At 66.4% G+C, this 20946-nt stretch carries 18 protein-coding genes; all 18 read right to left on the bottom strand.

Going from position 1 to position 20946, the window contains the following annotated elements:
• Positions 1-52: 52 nt before the first annotated feature.
• Positions 53-3571 carry a DNA polymerase III subunit alpha gene (gene dnaE, locus ABIE24_RS00590; RefSeq protein ID WP_354495785.1) on the bottom strand — a complete coding sequence of 1173 codons (3519 nt, stop codon included), beginning with the start codon at positions 3569-3571 and terminating at the stop codon, positions 53-55.
• A 36-nt stretch (positions 3572-3607) separates the two neighbouring features.
• On the bottom strand, positions 3608-4528 hold the full coding sequence (locus tag ABIE24_RS00585; RefSeq protein WP_354495784.1) for an RluA family pseudouridine synthase: 921 nt from the start codon (positions 4526-4528) through the stop codon (positions 3608-3610).
• Positions 4528-5184 (bottom strand): signal peptidase II, encoded by a 657-nt coding sequence (lspA, locus tag ABIE24_RS00580; RefSeq protein WP_354495783.1) that lies wholly within the window; start codon positions 5182-5184, stop codon positions 4528-4530. Before lspA ends, ABIE24_RS00585 begins: the two co-directional genes overlap by 1 nt.
• Positions 5185-5187: 3 nt before the next feature.
• Positions 5188-5808 carry a DivIVA domain-containing protein gene (locus ABIE24_RS00575; RefSeq protein ID WP_354495782.1) on the bottom strand — a complete coding sequence of 207 codons (621 nt, stop codon included), beginning with the start codon at positions 5806-5808 and terminating at the stop codon, positions 5188-5190.
• Positions 5809-5931: 123 nt separating this feature from the next.
• Positions 5932-6231 (bottom strand): YggT family protein, encoded by a 300-nt coding sequence (locus tag ABIE24_RS00570; RefSeq protein ID WP_354495781.1) that lies wholly within the window; start codon positions 6229-6231, stop codon positions 5932-5934.
• 7 nt (positions 6232-6238) lie between these two features.
• Positions 6239-6745: a cell division protein SepF gene (locus ABIE24_RS00565; protein ID WP_354495780.1), complete on the bottom strand. Its 507-nt coding sequence runs from the start codon at positions 6743-6745 to the stop codon at positions 6239-6241.
• Positions 6746-6782: 37 nt separating this feature from the next.
• Positions 6783-7490 carry a YggS family pyridoxal phosphate-dependent enzyme gene (locus ABIE24_RS00560; RefSeq protein ID WP_354495779.1) on the bottom strand — a complete coding sequence of 236 codons (708 nt, stop codon included), beginning with the start codon at positions 7488-7490 and terminating at the stop codon, positions 6783-6785.
• Positions 7491-7492: 2 nt separating this feature from the next.
• Positions 7493-8683, bottom strand: a complete 1191-nt coding sequence (gene ftsZ, locus ABIE24_RS00555; protein WP_354495778.1) for a cell division protein FtsZ — start codon at positions 8681-8683, stop codon at positions 7493-7495.
• A gap of 156 nt (positions 8684-8839) precedes the next feature.
• Positions 8840-9763, bottom strand: coding sequence for a cell division protein FtsQ/DivIB (locus tag ABIE24_RS00550; RefSeq protein ID WP_354495777.1), 924 nt, complete (start codon positions 9761-9763; stop codon positions 8840-8842).
• A 2-nt stretch (positions 9764-9765) separates the two neighbouring features.
• Positions 9766-11163: a UDP-N-acetylmuramate--L-alanine ligase gene (murC, locus tag ABIE24_RS00545; protein ID WP_354495776.1), complete on the bottom strand. Its 1398-nt coding sequence runs from the start codon at positions 11161-11163 to the stop codon at positions 9766-9768.
• A 64-nt stretch (positions 11164-11227) separates the two neighbouring features.
• Positions 11228-12304 (bottom strand): undecaprenyldiphospho-muramoylpentapeptide beta-N-acetylglucosaminyltransferase, encoded by a 1077-nt coding sequence (gene murG, locus ABIE24_RS00540; protein WP_354495775.1) that lies wholly within the window; start codon positions 12302-12304, stop codon positions 11228-11230.
• On the bottom strand, positions 12301-13509 hold the full coding sequence (gene ftsW, locus ABIE24_RS00535) for a putative lipid II flippase FtsW (RefSeq protein ID WP_354495774.1): 1209 nt from the start codon (positions 13507-13509) through the stop codon (positions 12301-12303). Before ftsW ends, murG begins: the two co-directional genes overlap by 4 nt.
• Complete coding sequence (gene murD, locus ABIE24_RS00530; RefSeq protein WP_354495773.1) at positions 13478-14995, bottom strand: UDP-N-acetylmuramoyl-L-alanine--D-glutamate ligase; 1518 nt, start codon at positions 14993-14995, stop codon at positions 13478-13480. Before murD ends, ftsW begins: the two co-directional genes overlap by 32 nt.
• A gap of 2 nt (positions 14996-14997) precedes the next feature.
• Entirely contained in the window at positions 14998-16092 is a 1095-nt protein-coding gene (mraY, locus tag ABIE24_RS00525; protein WP_354495771.1) for a phospho-N-acetylmuramoyl-pentapeptide-transferase, read from the bottom strand.
• Entirely contained in the window at positions 16086-17498 is a 1413-nt protein-coding gene (locus ABIE24_RS00520) for a UDP-N-acetylmuramoyl-tripeptide--D-alanyl-D-alanine ligase (protein WP_354495769.1), read from the bottom strand. Before ABIE24_RS00520 ends, mraY begins: the two co-directional genes overlap by 7 nt.
• 71 nt (positions 17499-17569) lie before the next feature.
• A complete protein-coding gene (locus ABIE24_RS00515; RefSeq protein ID WP_354495767.1) occupies positions 17570-19357 on the bottom strand; it encodes a peptidoglycan D,D-transpeptidase FtsI family protein in 1788 nt (595 codons plus the stop codon).
• A 39-nt stretch (positions 19358-19396) separates the two neighbouring features.
• Positions 19397-19981 carry a cell division protein FtsL gene (gene ftsL, locus ABIE24_RS00510; protein ID WP_354495765.1) on the bottom strand — a complete coding sequence of 195 codons (585 nt, stop codon included), beginning with the start codon at positions 19979-19981 and terminating at the stop codon, positions 19397-19399.
• On the bottom strand, positions 19978-20934 hold the full coding sequence (gene rsmH / locus ABIE24_RS00505; protein WP_354495763.1) for a 16S rRNA (cytosine(1402)-N(4))-methyltransferase RsmH: 957 nt from the start codon (positions 20932-20934) through the stop codon (positions 19978-19980). Before rsmH ends, ftsL begins: the two co-directional genes overlap by 4 nt.
• Positions 20935-20946: the final 12 nt, after the last annotated feature.

The raw sequence follows: 20946 nt of genomic DNA, 5'->3' as shown, positions 1-20946 counted from the left end.
TGGCAGTCCGGACGGTCGCCACCACGGGCATGCGTCCGGTTCGAGCGTAGTGTCAACCGAGGCAATTCGGGCCGAGGAGCGACTTCAGTTCGCCGAACAGGTCCGGGGTCACCTTGACCGGGTACGGGATCTCGAACACGCGTGCGACGTCGCCGCGCACCAGCTTCAGCCGCACTTCGGCGTCGCCCGAGTGGCGGGTCAGGATGCCACCGAGTTGCGTCACGAGTTCGGTCGTGGCACGGGCGTCTGGCATCGTGAGGGTCAGCGGGCCGGAGATGCCGCCCTGCTCCACGTCAGGCGAGAAGATACTGTACGCGTGCAGGTTCATGCCGTCGTCTCGCATGCTCACACGGCCGCGCACGACGACGACGGAGTCGTTGATGAGTGTCGGGGCGAACTCCTGGTAGGCCTTACCCATGAACATGACGGTGATCTCACCGCCGAAGTCCTCGACCTGGATCATGCCGTACTGGTTGCCCGAGGTTTTCGCCACCCGGTGCTGCACGCTGGTGGTGAGGCCCGCGATGGTCACGGTGTCGCCGTCCTGCGTGTGCTCCGACGTGAGCAGGTCGGTGATCGTGGTCGTGGCGTGTTTCGCGAGCTGCAGTTCGAGTCCGGCAAGCGGGTGGTCAGAGACGTACAGGCCGAGCATCTCGCGTTCGAAGGCGAGTTTGTCTTTCTTCGACCACTCCGGGCGGTCCGGTGCGGACTCGGCCGGCGCGTCCAGGTCGAAGATGCCGCCGAACAGGTCCACCTGTCCGTTGGCCTCATTGCGCTTGAGGCTGACCGCCGAATCGACGGCATCCTCGTGGATCTCGATGAGACCCCGGCGGGTGGCGCCGAGCGAGTCGAACGCGCCGGCCTTGATGAGGGATTCCATCGTGCGTTTGTTGGCCACCTGCAGCGGCACTTTGCGGAGGAAGTCGTGGAACGAGGTGAACTCGCCCTCCGACTCCCGCGCCGCACGAATCGCCTCGACGACGTTGAATCCGACGTTGCGGACCGCGCCGAGCCCGAATCGGATGTCCTCGCCGACGGCGCGGAAGAACCCGATCGACTCGTTCACGTCGGGCGGGAGCACCTGGATTCCCATCCGGCGGCACTCGTTGAGGTAGATCGCTGCTTTGTCTTTGGAGTCGCCGACGCTCGTGAGCAGGGCGGCCATGTACTCGGCCGGGTAGTGGGCCTTGAGGAAGGCGGTCCAGTAGGAGACGACGCCGTACGCGGCGGAGTGCGCCTTGTTGAATGCGTAGTCCGAGAACGGCAGCAGAATGTCCCAGACCGCCTTGATGGCGGCGTCGGAGTAGCCGCGTTCGCGCATGCCGCCGCTGAAGCCCTCGAACTGCTTGTCGAGCTCCGACTTCTTCTTCTTGCCCATGGCGCGGCGGAGGATGTCTGCCTGGCCGAGCGAGAAGCCGGCCAGCTTCTGCGCGACGCTCATCACCTGCTCCTGATAGATGATCAGGCCGTGGGTACCGCCGAGGATCTCCTGGAGGGGTTCCTCGAGTTCGGGGTGGATCGGCGTGATCGGCTGCAGGCCGTTCTTGCGCAGGGCGTAGTTCGTGTGGGAGTCGGCGCCCATCGGCCCGGGCCGGTACAGGGCGATGACCGCGGAGATGTCTTCGAAGTTGTCGGGCTTCATCAGCCGCAGGAGGCTGCGCATCGGCCCGCCGTCGAGCTGGAACACCCCGAGGGTGTCACCGCGGGCGAGGAGTTCGTAGGCACCCGGATCGTCGAGCGCGAGTTCCTCGAGTTCGATCCGGGTGCCGCGGTTCGACTCGATGTTGTCGAGGGCGTCGCTCACGATGGTGAGGTTGCGCAGCCCGAGGAAGTCCATCTTGATCAGTCCGAGGGCCTCACACGCCGGGTAGTCGAACTGCGTGACGATCTGGCCGTCCTGCTCGCGCTTCATGATCGGGATGATGTCGATCAGCGGATCGCTCGACATGATCACGCCGGCGGCGTGCACGCCCCATTGCCGCTTGAGGTTCTCGATGCCGAGAGCGGTGTCGAACACGGTTTTCGCTTCGGCATCCGTCTCGACGATCGTCCGGATGTCGACGGCTTCCTTGTAGCGAGGGTGCGTCTTGTCGAAGATCCCGGTCAGCGGGACGTCCTTGCCCATGACGGGCGGCGGCATCGCCTTGGTGAGCTTGTCGCCCATGCCGAAGGGGAACCCGAGCACGCGGGAAGAGTCCTTGAGCGCCTGCTTGGCCTTGATCGTGCCGTAGGTCACGATCTGGGCAACGCGCTCATCGCCGTATTTCCGGGTGACGTAGTTGATCACTTCACCCCGTCGCCGATCGTCGAAGTCGACGTCGAAGTCAGGCATCGACACACGGTCGGGGTTGAGGAACCGCTCGAAGATCAGACCATGCACGATCGGGTCGAGATCGGTGATCCTCATTGCGTACGCGACCATCGATCCGGCTCCTGAGCCACGGCCGGGACCGACCCGGATGCCGTTCTCCTTCGACCACTTGATGAAGTCGGAGACGACGAGGAAGTACCCGGGAAAACCCATCTGCACGATGACGCCGGCCTCGTAGTTCGCGCGGGCGCGCACGTCGTCAGGGATGCCGTTCGGGTAGCGCGAGACGAGGCCCCGTTCGACCTCCTGGATGAACCAGGTCTCCTCGGTCTCACCGGCGGGCACGGGGAAGCGCGGCATATAGCTGGCGCTCGTGTTGAACTCCACGTTGCAGCGTTCGGCGATCGCGAGCGTGTTGTCGCAGGCGTCCGGGTGGTCGCGGAAGATCTGGCGCATCTGCTGTGCGGACTTGAGGTAGAACTCGTCGGCGTCGAACTTGAACCGGTTCGGGTCATCGAGGGTCGACCCGGACTGCACGCAGAGCAGAGCCGCGTGCGCCTTCGCGTCGTGGGCGTGCGTGTAATGGAGGTCGTTGGTGGCGACGAGCGGCAGGTCGAGCTCTTTGGCCAGACGGAACAGGTCCGTCATGGTGCGACGCTCGACGTCGATGCCGTGGTCCATGACTTCGCAGAAGAAGTTGTCCTTGCCGAAGATGTCGCGGAACTCGGCGGCCGCCGCTTTCGCCTCGTCGTACTGTCCGAGCCGCAGCCGCGTCTGGATCTCGCCACCGGCACAGCCGGTCGTTCCGATGATCCCCTTGGCGTAGGTGGAGAGCAGTTCGCGGTCCATGCGGGGTTTGAAGTAGTACCCCTCGATCGACGCGAGCGACGACATCCGGAACAGGTTGTGCATTCCCTCGGTCGTCTCGGAGAGGAGCGTCATGTGCGTGTACGCGCCGCTGCCCGAGACGTCGTCACGGCTCTGCGCGCTGGTTCCCCACTTCACCCGCGTCTTGTCGGTGCGGTGGGTGCCCGGGGTGATGTACGCCTCGGTGCCGATGATCGGTTTGATCCCGGCCGAGGTTGCCGTGCGCCAGAAGTCGAACGAGCCGAACATGTTGCCGTGGTCGGTGACCGCGACCGCCGGCATCCCTTCGGATACCGCGGCGTCGATCAGGGGTTTGACGCGGGCGGCGCCGTCGAGCATCGAGAACTCGCTGTGAACGTGAAGGTGAACGAATGAGTCGTCAGATGCGGGCAAGACTTCTCCGGAGAACTGGGTGGCTGAACATCCAGCCTAATCCTCACGGAGGACATCGAGGGCGTGCTGCAGATCGGCGGGGTAGGCCGCGTCGTAGGTGACCCACTCCCCCGACCCCGGGTGCGTGAACGACAGCTGTGCGGCATGGAGCCATTGCCGGGTGAGGCCGAGCCGTGCCGAGAGTCTGGGGTCTGCGCCGTAGAGCGGGTCGCCGACGCAGGGATGCCGCTGCGCTGCCATGTGCACGCGGATCTGGTGGGTCCTGCCGCTTTCGAGGTGGATCTCGAGCAATGACGCGCTCGGGAAGGCTTCGACCGTTTCGTAGTGCGTGATCGACGGCTTGCCATCGGCCGTGACGGCGAATTTCCAGTCGTGCTTCGGGTGCCGCCCGATCGGCGCGTCGATCGTACCGGTGAGGGGATCCGGGTGGCCCTGCACGACGGCGTGGTACACCTTGTCGACCTCACGGTCGTGAAAAGCGCGTTTGAGGTGCGTGTAGGCCTGTTCGCTCTTGGCGACGACCATGAGTCCGGTGGTTCCGACGTCGAGCCGGTGGACGATTCCCGCGCGCTCGGCCGACCCCGAGGTCGACACGGTGTAGCCGGCCCCGGCGAGGGCGCCGAGGACGGTGGGGCCGGTCCAGCCGACCGAGGGGTGCGCGGCGACGCCGATGGGTTTATTGACGACGATGATGTCGTCGTCGTCGTGAACGACGGTGAGGTCGCTCACGATCACGGGCACCACAACTGGCTCCTGCCGCGGGGTCCAGCTGACTTCGAGCCAGGCACCGGCGTGCAGCCGGTCTGACTTTCCTGCCGGGCGGCCGTCGACGCTCACGCCACCGGCCTCGGCGACGTCAGCGGCGAAGGTCCGCGAGAACCCGAGCACCTTCGCGAGGCCGGCATCGACACGTTCGCCGTCGAGCCCGTCGGGGACGGGCAGGCTCCTCGTTTCCATCAGGCGTCCGAGCGGTGCGGTTCGACGCGCGGCTCGGCGCCGTCGGCCGGGTGATCGGTGTCTGCTGCGGGGCCTGGATCCGTCGCGACCGCAGGGGCATCCGTGTTGGCGTGCTTCGACGACACCGTCCGGGTCCCGTCGAGGTTGACGCCGCGGATCGTGAGCAGAATGAACAGGCCCATGCTCGTGACGATGCAGATGTCGGCGATGTTGTAGATCGCGGGGATCATCCACGGAGTGGAGATGAAGTCGATGACGTGTCCGAGACCGAACGAGGGTTCGCGGAACAGCCGGTCGGTGAGGTTGCCGAGCACGCCCCCGAGAAGGAGCCCGAAGACGACGGCCCACCCCATCGATCGGATGCGTCGGGCGAACGCGATGATGACGACGGTCACGACGGCCGCGAGGATCGAAAAGATCCAGGTGCTCCCTGCGGCGAGGGAGAACGCCGCGCCGGGGTTTTTGACGAACTGCAGGAGAAGCAGATCGCCAAGAACCTTCACCTGCTCGCCCTCCGGCAGGGTGGAGACGACGAGGTATTTGGTGAACTGGTCGAGCGCGAGCGCCGTTGCCGCGAGGACCGCGACAACGACGAGCGCCCGAATCCGGGGAGGCCCAGCCGGCGTGTTCTTCGGCTGGGCCGTTTCTTCTGGCAAGAGTTAGACGTTGGACTTTTCGCTGGTCACGTAGCCGGAGCCCGTTCCCTGCGCGCTGGGGCCGCCGTTGGCGTCGAGCTCCTTGAGCTGGCTCTCGATGTAGCCACGGAGCTTCTGGCGGTACTCCCGCTCGAAGATACGCAGTTCGTCGATCTTCTTCTCGAGGGTTGAACGCTCCTCGTTGAGGATGTTCATCTGCGCACGCTGCTTGGCCTCGGCCTCGGCAACGACCCGCGCCGCGGTGGCGTGCCCTTCGGCGACGAGGGAGTCGCGCTTCTCGGCGCCTTCACGGACGTGCTCGTCGTGAAGACGGCGCGCCAGCTGAAGCAGGCTCGAGGAGGATTCTGAGTCGTCCTGCCCGGAGGCAGGTGTCGGAGCGGGCGCTGCGGGCGCTGCGACCACGGGAGCGGCGGCAGGCGCTGCCTCAGCGGCGGGCTGAGCCTGGGTCTCGCCGGCGTCCGAACCCTCGAGACGTGCCTTCAGCTCGTTGTTCTCCTGCAGCAGGCGGCGGAGCTCGACGACCACCTCGTCCAGGAAGTCATCGACTTCGTCCTGGTCATAGCCCTCGCGGAACTTGGTCTGCTGGAACTGCTTGTTGACTACATCTTCCGGAGTTAGCGCCATGGCTTCCCACCTCTTACTTGTTTGAGCTCGAATGGACGTGCCTACGCTAGCAAACACCAGCAGCGACTGCTGGCGGGCGTAACAGGTTGGGCACGTGGATAACAGGATACCCCGCCGTGATGATCAACGCAGGAGATTCACCAGCGTCATCGCGATGATGACGCAGAGCATGGTGATGCTCCAGCCGAAGTCGAGGGCGAAGGCGCCGATCCGCACCGGCGGCAGGATGCGGCGGAAGAACCGGATCGGAGGATCCGTCAGCGAGAAGACGAGTTCGGCAGCAACCAGCCCGGTGCCGGTCGGTCGCCATCTCGGTTTGAACGAGCGAACCAGATCAAGGCCGAATCGCGCCCACATGACGAAGAAATAGAGCAGGAGGGCAAAGTAAAGGATGCCTCGGAGAAGCGAAAGAACGGAGTCCACCCCTCAATTATTGCTGAGCGAAGAAGGTGGACTCTGCATCAGCGACAGCACCGCCTGCATCGCCGAGCACGGCGACGTGAGCGGGTGAGAGCAGGAACACCTTGCTGGTGACGCGTTCGATCTTGCCGTAAAGACCCTGCGACAGGCCGCTGGCAAAGTCGATGAGCCGCTTGGCGTCGCCTTCGCTCATCTGCGAGAGGTTGATGATGACGGGAACTCCGTCACGGAACGTCTCTGCGATGACCTGTGCGTCGCGGTACTGCTTGGGGTGCACCGTGAGGATCTCGTTGAGCTCGACGGGGGCGGCCTGTTTGGTGGCCGTCGGCCGGCGCAGGGGGGTCACGGGGGCGCGGTTCTGGACCGGTGCCGCGGCAGGCGTGTTGGTGTTCGACTGGCTGTGCGTGTTCGACGCGGCAGGCGCCGCGGCGGGAGCAGCGGTCTGGTTTTCCTCGTACTCGAGATCATCGTCTGCGAGGCCAAGGTAGACCATGGTCTTCTTCAGCGGGTTGGACATCGCTACCTCCGTTTGTGCGGTTCCTACTTCTATGAGATTAACCGGGGGAAGGCCGGTTACCCGTTATTGCAGTCCCAATGCGAAGGTGTGTCGCGCCTTCGGCGATCGCCTCGCGGTAATCGTGGGACATTCCTGCTGAGATCCTGCTCGCGTTCGGCGCCAGGGCGACCACCCGATCCGAGAGGGATCGAAGCCGCGCGAAAGCCTGCCGCGGCTCTTCACCGAGCGGAGCGACGGCCATCACACCGAGCAGCCGAAGCGACGGTGTCGCCAGCACCTGCTCGACGAGGGGGTCGAGCTCGTCGGGGACCACGCCGCCGCGCGCCTGATCGGTCGTGAGGTTCACCTGCACGAAACAGTCGAGCGGAGTCTCGCGTGCGGCGCTGAGCGCTGACACGAGGGCTGGCCGGTCGATGGAGTGCACGACGTCGGCGTAGCCCGCCACCTGCCGCGCCTTCTTCGACTGCAGCTGACCGACGAAGTGCCAGGTCACGTCGTCGAGGTCGGTGAGTTCCTGCGCCTTCGCCGACGCCTCCTGGTGGCGGTTCTCCCCCAAGTCCCGCACCCCGAGCTCGTACAGCTCGCGAAGAAGCGGCACGGGCTGGAACTTGGTCACGACGATGGTTGTGATGTCGGATGCCGCCCGGCCGGCTGTCGAGGCGGCATCCGCGATGCCTGCCCGCACACGCGCCAGGCGCTCGGCCAGCGAAAGCTGGTCGAGCGCCTGGTCGTCGCCGTTCGGCACCGTTACTTGAGGAAGTCGGGGATGTCGAGTTCGTCCTCGTCGGCGAAGGCCGGGTCGGCCGTCACGGGCGGAGTCGCGAGGGACTGTTCGGTGACCTTCCACGACGGCGACGTGTCGGTGAGGACCGTTCCGCTTGCGACCTTCTCGCTGCCGCCCACGGCGGCCACGGCGGCCGGAGCGCTGGTCTGCACGCCACCGGAGGTGATCACGGCATCGCGTGCCGATTCACCCTGGCGCGACGGCGGTTCGCCGCCGTCGAAGCCCGCAGCGATGACCGTGACCCGGACCTCGTCACCCAGGGTGTCGTCGATGACGGCGCCGAAGATGATGTTGGCTTCGGGGTGCACGGCTTCCTGCACGAGCCGTGCAGCGTCGTTGATCTCGAAGATGCCGAGGTTGGAGCCGCCCTGGATCGAGAGCAGCACACCGTGCGCTCCTTCGATCGACGCCTCGAGCAGAGGCGACGCGACGGCGAGTTCGGCCGCCTTGATGGCCCTGTCGGCCCCGCGCGACGAACCGATCCCCATGAGGGCGGATCCTGCGCCCTGCATGACGCTCTTGACGTCGGCGAAGTCGAGGTTGATGAGCCCCGGCGTGGTGATCAGGTCGGTGATTCCCTGCACACCGGCGAGGAGGACCTGGTCGGCGGTCGAGAACGCCTCGAGCATGCTGATGCCGCGGTCGCTGATCTCGAGGAGCCGGTCGTTCGGAACGACGATGAGGGTGTCGACTTCTTCCTTCAGCTTCGCGACGCCGAGCTCGGCCTGGGCCTGGCGGCGGCGGCCTTCGAAGCCGAACGGCTTGGTGACGACACCGATGGTGAGGGCGCCGATCGACTTGGCGATCCTGGCGACGACGGGGGCGCCTCCGGTTCCGGTTCCGCCACCCTCCCCCGCAGTGACGAAGACCATGTCGGCCCCGGCGAGGGCTTCCTCGATCTCTTCAGCATGGTCCTCGGCGGCGCGGCGGCCGACCTCGGGATCGGCGCCGGCGCCGAGACCACGGGTGATCTCCCGCCCGACGTCGAGTTTGACGTCGGCGTCGCTCATGAGCAGCGCCTGCGCGTCGGTGTTGATGGCGATGAACTCGACGCCGCGAAGGCCGAGTTCAATCATTCGATTGACAGCATTGACGCCGCCGCCGCCAATGCCGACGACCTTGATCACGGCAAGGTAGTTCTGGTTTGTAGTCACGTCCGGCCTCCGGTAGAAACCCTCAACCTCAGGTTAAGGCTTAAAGTTATGCTCAGTATGCATTTCTTAGACCTGACGTTAGGCGTCGCGACCCGGACACGCGGGAGGAGACCCCGCGTGTCGCGAAGTCTGGACGATATTTCTATGCCGTGGCCGTCAGCGGACGACGGCGACATCCGGTGACGAGACGTCGTACTCGTCGACCTCGGGTTGCGCCTTCATCAGCGCGGCGAGCGTATACGCCTTCAAGCCGGACTCCTCGGCGCTTCCCCAGACGACGGTCGCCTCGGAATCACGAAGGGTGAGCCGGACGTCGTCCTTCGTCGTCGCCGTGACCGCGTCGACGCGCGCGAACAGGTCGCCGGGCAGCGCCCGAAGGACGGCTGCCGCCGCCCCGAAGCCCTCGGCGTCGATGCCCCCGTCGACCGCGATCAGCGGATACTGTTCGGGTTTCTCTGCGTGAGACTCCACCACGACACCGGCGGCATCGACGATGAGGAAACCCTCCCCCGTCTGGAGTGCGCCAACCGGCGTGCGCTCGACGAGCCGGATCACGAGGGTGCTGGGGGGACGCGCCTCGACCGCATAGGACTCGATCAGCGGGTAGCTGACCAGGGCGGCCTTGATGGCCCGCTCGTCGACCATCGGGAACGGCGAACCCATCTCACCGGCGAGGTCGGCAACGATGGCGTCGGAGTTGACCCGTTCTGCCCCTTCGACCTGGATGGTCCGGACGGAGAGGATCGGTGTGTAGGCGAGAAGACACGCCAGCGCCGCGAGGCCGGCGATCCCACCGAGGACGAACAGCCACGTCCGGCGCCGACGTCGGGCCTGTGCGGTGAACCGTCGAACCTCGGCGCGCTCGACCCGCTTGCGCTGCCTGCGCGCCTCACGAAGCCCTGGGGGCTTCGCCGGCGAAACGACCCGGACGTCGTCGGTGGACGGGGTCAGTGGAATCGGCTCGGCAGGGCGCGCGTCCGGCGACGGATCGCCCGATGGGCCCGACGGGCGCGCCGAACCCGGCCGGTTCGGCTCGGGTGTCGACGGTCGCTGGGGCGTGAACCCTGAGGGCCGTTTCATGGCTAGCCCCTGGCTGCGGTCAACGAGCCGAGCAGCTGGGGCACAAGGCGGTAGACGTCGCCGCAGCCGAGCGTGATGACGTAGTCGCCGGGCCGCGCGATCGATGCGACGTAGTCAGCGGCTTCCTGCCAGTCCGGAATGAACGCCACCCGGGACGGGTCCTCGAACCGGCCGGTGACGAGTTCACCGGTCACTCCGGGCTCCGGGTCCTCGCGGGCGCCGTACACGTCGAGCACGACGGTCTGGTCGGCGTGGGATTCCAGCGTCGCCGCGAACTCCCCCGCCATGAGCCGGGTGCGGCTGTAGAGGTGAGGCTGGTGCACGGCGATGATGCGCCCGGCCCCGACGACGGTCCGCGCCGCGCTCAGCGCGGCCGCGACCTCGGTGGGGTGGTGCGCGTAATCGTCGAACACGCTGACTCCGTCGACGGTACCGTGGAGTTCGAACCGGCGTTCGGTGCCGCCGAACGCCGCGATGGCGGCGAGCGATTCGGACGCGCCGAAACCAAGCCCCACGAGCACGGCGAAAGCACCCGCGGCGTTGATGGCGTTGTGTTTGCCGGGCACACGCAAGGTGGCGCCGTTGTCCTGGCCCTCATAGCTCACGACGAAAGAGACCGGTCCCTCTGAGCTGATCGAGTGCACCCGCACGTCGGCGTCGGCTGCTTCACCGAAGGTGAGGACGCGCTTGCCCTCGAGTTTCGCGGTGACCCGGACCGCTCCGGGGTCGTCTGAGGAGATGACGACGAGTTCGGATGCTTTCTGCGCGAACGCCACGAAGGCGTCATCGAACGCCTCGAGCGAGCCGTAGTGGTCGAGGTGGTCGGCGTCCACGTTGGTGATGAGTGCGACGGATGTGTCGTAGTACAGGAACGACCCGTCGGATTCGTCGGCTTCGACCACGAACAGGTCTCCGGTTCCCGCGGCACTGGAGACACCGAGGGACTCGATCACTCCACCGTTCACGAAGCTGGGACTCTCCGACAGGCCGAGCAGGCCGGTGACGATCATGCCGGTCGACGTGGTCTTGCCGTGCGCACCGGCGACGGCGACGAGGCGCTGCCCGCTGACCAGCGCGGCGAGGGCCTGCGACCGGTGGAGGATCGGGATGCCGCGCTGCTGGGCGAGGACGTATTCCGGGTTGGTGGGCCACAGGGCGCTGGTGACGACCACGGTGTCAGCATCGCCGACGTTGGCGGCGTCATGCCCGATGGCCACCGTTGCACCCAGCTCCCGGAGGGCTGCGATGTTGGACGAATCCCGAACATCCGAGCCGGTGACGGTGTGGCCGGCGGCGAGCAGGAGGCGGGCGATACCGCTCATGCCTGATCCACCGATCCCCACGAAGTGAACAGTTCCGAGCTCGTCCGGGATCTCGGTGGTGAAGTCGGGTTTGATCACGCTGGTGTTCTCTTTCGTTCGGTGGCTCTGGGGCAGATTCAGTTATAACTCATGGGGCTGGACGTCAGCGGCCCGCGACCGCGTCGTGGATGAGGTCGATCATCCGGCTCGAGCCTTCGAGGGTCCCCATCAGCCGTGACTGCACTGCCATGTCCTGTACCCGCATCCGATCGGTGAGCAGGGGAATGAGGGATTCCGAAATCCATTCCGGGGTGAAACGCGCGTCGAGCACGATCACGGCGCCGCCGGCGTGGACGGCGTCGGCGGCGTTGTACCGCTGCTCGCCGTTCCCTACCGGGTATGGCACGTAGGCGGCGGGGATGCCGAGGGCCGAGAGTTCGGACACGGTCGCAGCGCCGGCGCGGGAGACCGCGAAGTCCGCGACGGCGAGGGCGAGGTCCATCCGGTCGCAATAGGTCACCAGGTGGTAGTGCTCTGTGCCTGGGTCCTCGAGATCTGACTTGTTCCCGGTGATGTGGAGGATCTGGTACCCGGCGTCGATGACGGACTGCCTCGCCGCGAAGACGGTCTCGTTCACCCGGCGCGCGCCGAGGGACCCGCCGGTCACGAGGAGCGTGGGACGGTCCACGGCGAGCCCGAAGAAATCCCTGGCCGCTTTGCGGGCGGCGTCACGATCGAGCCGTTCGATCTCCCGGCGCAGCGGCATCCCGACGAAGCGGGAATTCCTCAGCTTCGTGCCGTGGAACGCGACACCGACGTGGCGCGTGAAGCGGGCGCCGAGCCGATTCGCGAGGCCGGGTTTCGCGTTGGCCTCGTGGACGACGATCGGGATTCCCGCCCGGCGGGCCGCGAGGTAGGCAGGAGCGGCAGCGTAGCCGCCGAAGCCGACGACGACATCGATCCTGTGTTCGGCGATCATGGCCTGGATGCTCGCGACGGCCGCCGAGAAGCGCGGACCGAAGCTCAGCGCTTTCCGGTTGATCCGCCGCGGGAACGGCAGTTTCGCGATGGTGAGCAGTTCGTATCCGCGGTCGGGAACCAGCCGCGCCTCCAGCCCTTCCTTCGTCCCGAGGACGTACACACCGGCATCCGGTTCGCGCTCGGTGAGGGCATCCGCGACGGCCAGGAGCGGGTTCACGTGTCCGGCCGTGCCTCCTCCGGCGAGCAGGTACGCGGTCACGAGCGGGACCGCCCCTCTGCAGCGAGCCGCGGCGGTGACGCCTGTTCCCTGGCAAAGGCGAGAATGATGCCGATGGCGGCGAGTGAAGTCAACAGAGCGGTTCCTCCTGCGGAGATGAATGGGAGGGGCACGCCGAGCACCGGGAGCAGGCGGAGGACGACCCCGATGTTCACGAATGCCTGGCCGATGATCCAGACCATGATGGCGCCGGTCGTGATGCGGACGAAGGGGTCTGAGCTGCCGCGGATGATGCGCACGAACCCCACGGCGAGCAGCACGAACATGACGAGGACGACGACCGCTCCGATGAGGCCCAGTTCTTCGCCGATGATGGCGAAGATGTAGTCGTTGGACGCGGCGGGCAGCCATGAGTACTTCTCGCGCGAGTTGCCGAGGCCCAGCCCGAACACTCCCCCGTTGGCGAGGGCCCAGGTACCGTGCAGCGGCTGCCAGCACAGGTTCTCGTAGTCGAGGCATTCGTCGTCGAGGAAGGTCATGATCCGGGCCATGCGGTTGGGGCTGAGGATCGCCATGACGACGAACAGGAGCAGTCCGGCGGCGACAGGAACGGCGAGGAACCGGAGCTTGACGTTCGCGAAGAACAGCGCCCCGATGACGAGGCCGGCCATGATGACAACGGTGCCGAGGTCCTGGCCGGCCAGAACCAGGCCGAGGGCGAGAGCTGCCACCGGGAACACGGGGATCAGGGCGTGCTTCCAGTTGCCCAGGAGGTCCAGCTTGCGCGAGAGGATGCCGCCGAGCCAGATCGCCAGGGCGAGCTTGAGCAGTTCGGAGGGCTGGCCGTTGATCGGACCGAGCGCGATCCAGTTGCGGTTACCGCCTCCGTCGAAGCCGAGGGGGGTGAACACGAGCATCTGGAGCACAAGCCCGGCGGCAAGGACGAGCCAGGCCCAGCGTTTCCAGAAGCTGACCGGTATCCGGCTGATCACGAGCATCAGAGGGATGCCGAGGACAGCGTATGTGGCCTGTTTCCAGAAGCCGCCGAAGAAACCCTTGTTGTCGAGGAACGAGTCGACGGAGGAGGACGACAACACCATCACCAGTCCGACGCCCACCAGGAACAGGGTCGTGCCGAGCACGAGCAGGAAATTCCGGGACTGCGGCGTGAGGGTGCGCCCGAGCAGGATGCGTGCTGATGCCGCTGTGTCGTCGCTACGCGGTGGGCTGGTCGTCGGGGCGCTCATCGGTCAACCCTCCCCATCGTTCCTTCACAGCTTCACTGAATTGACGTCCTCGTTCGGCGTAATTGGCGAACTGGTCCATGGATGCCGCGGCGGGGGCGAGGAGAACGACGTCACCCGACGCTGCCACCCCTGACGCCAGCTCCACGGCCTCGGTCATGACATCACCAGTGTCGTTCGCCGTCACCTCGAACACGGGGACGTTCGGCGCGTGTCGCTGGAATGCCGCGAGCACCGCGACGCGGTCGACCCCGATTACCACGGCGCCGCGGAGACGCTCGGCGTGCCTGGACACGAGATCTCCGACGTCGACGCCCTTCAGCAGGCCCCCGACGATCCAGACGACCGACGGGTATGAGCGCAGCGAGGCGTCGGCCGCGTGCGGATTCGTCGCCTTGGAGTCGTTGACCCAGCCGACACCGCCGGCGGTGAGGACGTGCTGGATGCGGTGTGCGTCGAGCGAGAAGCCGAGGAGCGCCTGCCGGATGACCGCCGGCGGGACGCCGAACGACCGGGCCAGCGCTGCGGCGGCCAGGACGTTCGCGACGATGTGCGGCGCCGAGAGTCCCGCTGCCGCGAGGTCGTCGACGGTGGTGAGTTCGAGCGCTGAGGTGAATCGGTCCTCGAGGAACGCGCGGTCGACGAGGATCCCGTCGACGATGCCCAGGTCGCTCGGTCCGGGAACCCCGAGTCCGAACCCGATCGCACGTGCGCCTTCGGCGACGTCGGCCCGGCGGACCATGTTCTCGGTGACGAGGTCAGAGCGGTTGTAGACACAGGCCACGCGGGTGCGCGAGTACACCTCGGTCTTCGCATCGATGTACGCCTCGAGGGAGCCGTGCCAGTCGAGATGGTCGTCGGCGATGTTGAGGCACACGCTCGAATACGGAGTGACCTTGTCCGGGCCGGACTGGCCGGTGAGGTAGTGGAGCTGGTAGCTGGAGAGTTCGACGACGAGAACGTCGAAACCCTGCGGATCGCGGACGGCGTCGAGGGCGGGGACGCCGATGTTCCCGCACGGGGCGACGCGGAGTCCGGCCTCGGCGAGCATGGCCGCCGTCAGCTGGACGGTTGTGGTCTTGCCGTTGGTGCCGGTGACGAGGATCCATTCGGCCGGTGTGCCCACCTTGTCACGCACACGCCAGGCCAGCTCGATGTCGCCCCAGACCGGGATGCCGGCCTCGGCGGCCCAGACGAGCACGGGATGCGACGGCGGGAAGCCGGGCGAGACCACGAGGAGTTCCGGTTGGTGAGCGACGAGCTCAGCGGGAGCCGCATCGAGGTCGCTCGTCACGAGGCGTGCGCCGATCACCTCGATCAGGCCGGCGCGTTCGTCCCCCGCTGCCGAGGCGACGACGAGCACGTCGGCACCCAGTTCTGCGAGCGTGTCGGCGACCGAGAATCCGGTGACGCCGAGTCCGAGCACGCCGACGCGCAGGCCGGCCCAGTCGGCGTGCCAGCTGGTCAGGGTGTCCAGTCGGTTCGTCACCGTTACCTCAGGATCCACTCGAGGTAGAACGTCCCGACGCCGGCGGCGACGAGCAGGCCACCGACGATCCAGAACCGGACGACGACGGTCACTTCGGCCCAGCCCTTGAGTTCGAAGTGGTGATGGATCGGGCTCATCCTGAAGATCCGCTTGCCCCGGGTCACCTTGAAGTATGCCCGCTGAACGATGACCGAGCCGGTCTCGATGACGAAGAGGCCACCGATCAGGAGGAGGAGCAGTTCGGTCCGGGTGAGGATCGCGAGCGCGGCGATCGCGCCGCCGAGGGCCAGGGAGCCCGTGTCGCCGAGGAAGATCGACGCGGGTGACGTGTTCCACCAGAGGAACCCGATGAGCGCTCCGCAGATGGCCGACGCGACGATGGCGAGGGCCAGCGGGTCGCGGACTTCGTAGCATTTGTAGGCGACGTCGTCGGCGAGGGCAGCACCGAAACAGGACTGGTTGTACTGCCAGAATCCGATGATGACGTAGGAGCCGATGGCGAGGATCGACGCGCCGGTGGCGAGGCCGTCGAGGCCGTCGGTCACGTTCACGCCGTTGGACGCCGCCGTGACGATGAAGCTGGTCCAGAGCAGGTACAGGGTGACGCCGATGACCGGCCCGAGAATCATGAGGTCGAGCGGCAGGTCGCGGGTCAGCGAGATCGCTGTCGACGCCGGCGTGACGCCATCCGCGCTGGGAAAATTGATGGCGAGGATACCGAACGTCACCGCGACGAGGACCTGGCCGAACACCTTCGCCCAGCCGCCGAGGCCCAGGCTGCGTTGTTTGCGGGTCTTGGTGAAGTCGTCGACGAACCCGACCGCGCCGAGGCCCACCATCATGAACAACACGAGCAGGGCGGACACGCTGATCGAGTCCCCGGTGATGAGCATGGCCGTGAAGAAGCCGAAGAGCGTGGCGGCGATAATGACGAGACCGCCCATTGTGGCGGTGCCGCGCTTGGCGTGGTGGGATTTCGGTCCGTCGTCGCGGATGAACTGGCCCCACTCCAGTTTCTTGAACAGTTTGACGAACAGGGGCGTGAGGAACAGCGAGAACGCCATCGCCAGGGCGCCTGCCGTGAGAAGTGCTACCACGAGTACAGATCTCCTAATCGATCGCCCAGGAATCGCAATTTCGCAGAGTTCGAGGACTTCACGAGAACCGTGTCGCCCGGGGTGATCTCTGCAGCGAGGTACTCGTAGGCCGCATCCATATCGCCAAAGTACACGCTCTCGCCATCCCACGAGCCCTCGTTGATGGCGCTGATGTGCATCCTGCGGGCTTCGGGGCCCACGACCACGAGCTGTGAGATGTTTAGGCGAACGAGTTGCAGGCCGATGCGATCGTGCTCCTCGCCGGAGTACTCGCCGAGTTCGCTCATCGCGCCGAGGACCGCGATGGTCCGCTTGCCGGGTTCCGCGATCTGCGCGAGGGTCTTGATCGCGGCAGACATCGAATCGGGGCTCGCGTTGTACGCATCGTTGATGATGGTGACGTCGTCCCGTCCGCCGAGCACCTCCATCCGCCAGCGTTCAGCCCGCGTGAGGGTCTCGAGGGCCGCGGCGGACCGGGCCAGCGGAACGCCGACGGTGTGGGCGACCGCCAGTGCGGCCAGCGCGTTCCAGACGTGGTGCTCGCCGAGCACCCGAAGTGTGATCGACACGGGCTCCTCGCCCGGGACGTGGGCCGTGAACGTGGTTCCGGTGCGTGACCCTGAGATCCCGCTCGCCCGGACGTCCGCCGACGAGTCTTCGCCGAAGCGCAGCACCCGGGCGGGCGTCCGTTCCGCCATGGATGCGACCCGGGAGTCGTCGGCGTTGAGGACGGCGACGCCGTCCGGAGACAAGTCGGTGACCATTTCGGTCTTCGCGGCGAGCGTGGCGTCGATGCCACCGAACCCGCCGGCGTGCGCGAGTCCGACTTTGAGCACCACGCCGATGTCCGGCCGGGCCATCGCCACAAGCCTGGCAATGTCGCCGACGCCACTGGCGCCCATCTCGACGATCAGGTACCTGGTCGATTCGGTGGTGCGGAGCATGGTGGTCGGTGCGCCGACCGCGTTGTTGAACGAGCGGATCGGCGCGACCGTCTCGCCTTCGCCCGCCAAAATCCTCTCGAGCATGTTCTTCGTCGTGGTCTTGCCGTTCGACCCGGTGATTCCGATCACGGTCAGGCCGCCCGCCCGAACGCGCTCGACAACGAACCGGGCGAGCTCACCGAGCGCTGTCACGGCATCCGCGACGACGATCTGCGCGATGGCCGCATCGACCGGGTGCTCGACGATGGCGAGGACCGCCCCGCGTTCGACAGCCGCTCCCACGAACAGGTGCCCGTCGGTGTCGTCTCCGCGCTTGGCGACGAAGATGCCGCCTGGCACGATCTCCCGCGAGTCCGTCTCGACCGGGCCGTCCACGAACGTCTCGCCCGTGGCATCCGTCCCCGCGGGGTGCAGGATGCCGGAAAGCCGGTCTGCGATCTCGGACAGCGTCAAACGAATCATAAAAATGTGTCTTTCCGGCACGCGCAATCGGTGCGGCCTGTGCGAGTGGGAATCAACTCGCACGCTTTGGGTTAGTAGGTCCCCGGGTAGCTCGCGCCGGGGGTCGTCGACGGTGGAATTCCGTACTTCTTGATCACCTGGAGGACCGCCTCTTTGAACACGGGTGCTGCCGCCGCTGATGACCGCTTGTAGAGCGGATCCTTCAGGGTGACAGTGACCACGTATTCAGGGTCGTCGGCCGGAACCGCGCCTGCCATCGATGAATAGAACGTGTCTTGAAGTATACCGTTGATGATCTGCTCGCCCGTTCCGGACTTCGCCGCGACCCGGTAACCGGGGATCTCGAGGGACTCGGACCAGAATCCCTCGGTGACGACGGTCTCCATCATTCCGAGGGTTTCGAGGGCTGCTTTTTCGGAGATCACCCGCTCCGCTTTCGGCTGCTCCGGAACCTGTGTCACCGTGCCATCGGGGTAGCTGCATCCCTCGATCAGCTGCAGCGGCAGCTTCTCGCCCAGGTTGGCGAGGGCCTGGTAGGCGCTTGCCAGTTCGATCCCGGTGACGTCGACTCCCTGGCCGAACATGGTGGTGTAGTAGGTCTGGTTGTCCCATTCCTGCCAGGGGTGGAGAACGCCCTTCTGCTCACCGGGGAAGTTCAGCCCGCTCGCGTGCCCGAACCCGAACGCGTCGAGGTAGTTGTAGCGATCCTCCGGGCTCATCTTCTCGCCGAGCTGGCTGGTGCCGGTGTTCGACGACGTCTGGAGGACGCCGGCGAGCGTCAGGTGCTGCCGTTCGTGCGGGAGGGCGTCCTTGATGCTTGCCCCGTTCTCTGGCTTGTACCGGTAATCGGCGACGACCTGGGAGGCCGGCGTTGCCAGCCCCGCGTCGATGAGGGATGCCGCGGTCAGCGGTTTGAAGACGGAACCCGGCTCGAAGCGGTCCTGGAACACGCGGGACCGTCGTTCCTCCGATGCTGTCGACGACACGTCGTTCGGGTCGAGCGACGGAGCTTCGGCAATGGCCCGGATCTTGCCGGTCTTCGCCTCGGTCACCGTGATCGTTCCCCATTTGGCACCCTGGGCCAGAACCTGCGAGGCCACCAGCTGTTGGAGGTACCAGTTCAAATCGCTGTCGATCGTCAGCTGGAGTTCGCCGCCCGGTTCCGGCTCCTTGGTGACGACGGTCGTCCCGGGAAGCGCGACGTTGTCCTTGCTTCGCTGGAACGCCTGCTGCCCGTTCTTGCCGGTCAGGCAGGTGTCCTGGGCGAGTTCGAGTCCGCCGAGCCCTGCGTTGTCAGTTCCGACGTAGCCGACGATCGCGCCGGCGACGGCTCCGTTCGGGTATGTGCGGCCGGAGGTCTGCTGGGTGTAGATCCACCAGGTGCCGCGCTTCTTCAGCTCGACGAGCGCCTGGTAGGTGCTGTAGTCGACACCCCGGGCGAGAATGGCGAAGTTGGCCGACGCGTCCTTCGCCAGCGCGTCCTCGACGATCTTTTCCAGGTCCTCCGGCTTCTTGCCGGTGGCGGCGGCGACCTCGGCAAGCGCCTCGGCTGCCGGTACGGTGACGCTCTCGCCGTTCTCGTCGGTCCGGGTGATGTCGTCGACGTCCTTCGGCGAAATCGTCACGTCGAACAGGGTCACGCTCCCCGCGAGCAGGACGCCGTTGGTGTCGACGATGTTCCCGCGGGGGGCGTAGAGCGTGCCCGCACCGGACGTCTTCTCGAGCGAGGCGGTGACGAGCTGGTCGGCCCTGACGACCTGGATGTCGACCAGTCGCACGACGAACGCTCCGACGATCGTGACCACGCACAGGATCGCGACAGCCACCCGTCGTCGTGTCGAGAGGGAGTGTTTCACCACGCGTCGTCCTTTGAACCGTGGCATCCGGTAGTCCGGCGCCTAACGGGTCTGTGGCGCGGGGATGCCGTTTTCCAACGATACGGGCGCGACCGGCGCGGCCGGGTCTGCCACGCCTGTACCGGTCGCATTCGGGTCGACGCTCGCCCCCGGGACGGTCACGAGGGGAACACCGGCGATCAGCGAGTTGCCCACCAGTGTCGACGGGCCGACCGGAACCTCGGTCTCCGTGGCCGCCGCTGCCGGTACACCGACGACGGCGCCGTCGGAGAGCCGGAGGTAGGCGGGTGTTCCGTTGATGACCATGCCGAGCGCCTGGGCGTTGGCAGCGATGTACTGGGGAGACGAGACTTCGAGCAGGTCGTCTGAGGCCGACTGCTGCTGCCAGCCGAGGGTCGTCTGCTGCTGCTGCAGTGCCGAGATCTCGTAGGCGCCCTGGCTGAGTCCGACGCTGAGGAGGAGCTGCGCGACCACCATGGCGAGAACGCCGCCGATGGCGACGACGGCGTACGCCAGCTTCGGCCGCGGGCTGGGAGACACGGCCGGGACGGCGCGAACCGGCCTCGGTGTCGTCTGTGGAGTGGGCGCGAACGCCCCGTGGGGCAGGCGGACTGCGGTGGCGCTCATGAGTTCCTCATTTTCAGTCGTTCAGCCGCGCGCAGCCGGACGGGGGTGGCGCGCGGATTCTCTGCCTTTTCCGCCTCGGTGGCGAGTTCCGCACCTCGGACGAGAAGCTTGAATTGCGGGGAATGTTCGGGGAGTTCGACCGGAAGGTCGGCCGGCGAGGTCGACGATGCGGCCGCTGCGAAGTCTCGCTTGACGATGCGATCCTCAAGCGACTGGTAGGAGAGAACGACGATGCGTCCGCCCACCTGCAGGGTGTCGAGGGCAGCGGGAATGGCCGCCCGCAGCACGCTCAGCTCGGTGTTCACTTCGATGCGCAGGGCCTGGAAGACCCGCTTCGCCGGGTGGCCGGCGCGGGACAGCGCGGCGGGGGTGGCATCCTGCAGCAGCTGGACCAGCTGGCCCGAACGGGTGATCGGTGTGACGGCCCGCGCTTCGACGATCTTCCGTGCGTACCGGCCGGCGAGCTTCTCTTCGCCGTAGTCCTCGAAGATCCGGCGGAGGTCACCCTCCCGGTAGGTGGCGAGGATGTGTTCAGCGGTGAGTTCGCTGGTGGCGTCCATGCGCATGTCGAGCGGGGCATCCTGGGAATAGGAGAAGCCCCTCTCGACGCGGTCGAGCTGGAGCGAGGAAACGCCGAGATCGAAGAGGATTCCGCTGGTGTGCTCGATTCCGAGCCCGTCGAGAGCCTGACGGATGCCGTCGTAGACGGTGTGCACGGGATGAAACCGGGCCGAGAAGCGCTTCAGGCGCTCCTCTGCGATCGCCAGCGCGTCGAGGTCGCGGTCGAGTCCGACAAGCGTCAGCTCAGGAAAGCGCTCGAGGAACGCTTCGGCGTGACCGCCCATCCCGAGCGTCGCGTCGACGAGCACAGCGCCTGGCTTGCTGATCGCAGGGGCAAGCAACTCGATGCAGCGTTCGAGCAGAACGGGGGTGTGGATGTTGTCGAGTTCCATGATTCTTTCGGG

Source organism: Mycetocola sp. 2940, assembly GCF_040548835.1.
Taxonomy (GTDB): domain Bacteria; phylum Actinomycetota; class Actinomycetes; order Actinomycetales; family Microbacteriaceae; genus Mycetocola_A.
Note: the sequence above shows the minus strand (reverse complement) of the source record. Positions and strands in the feature narration are given on the sequence as shown.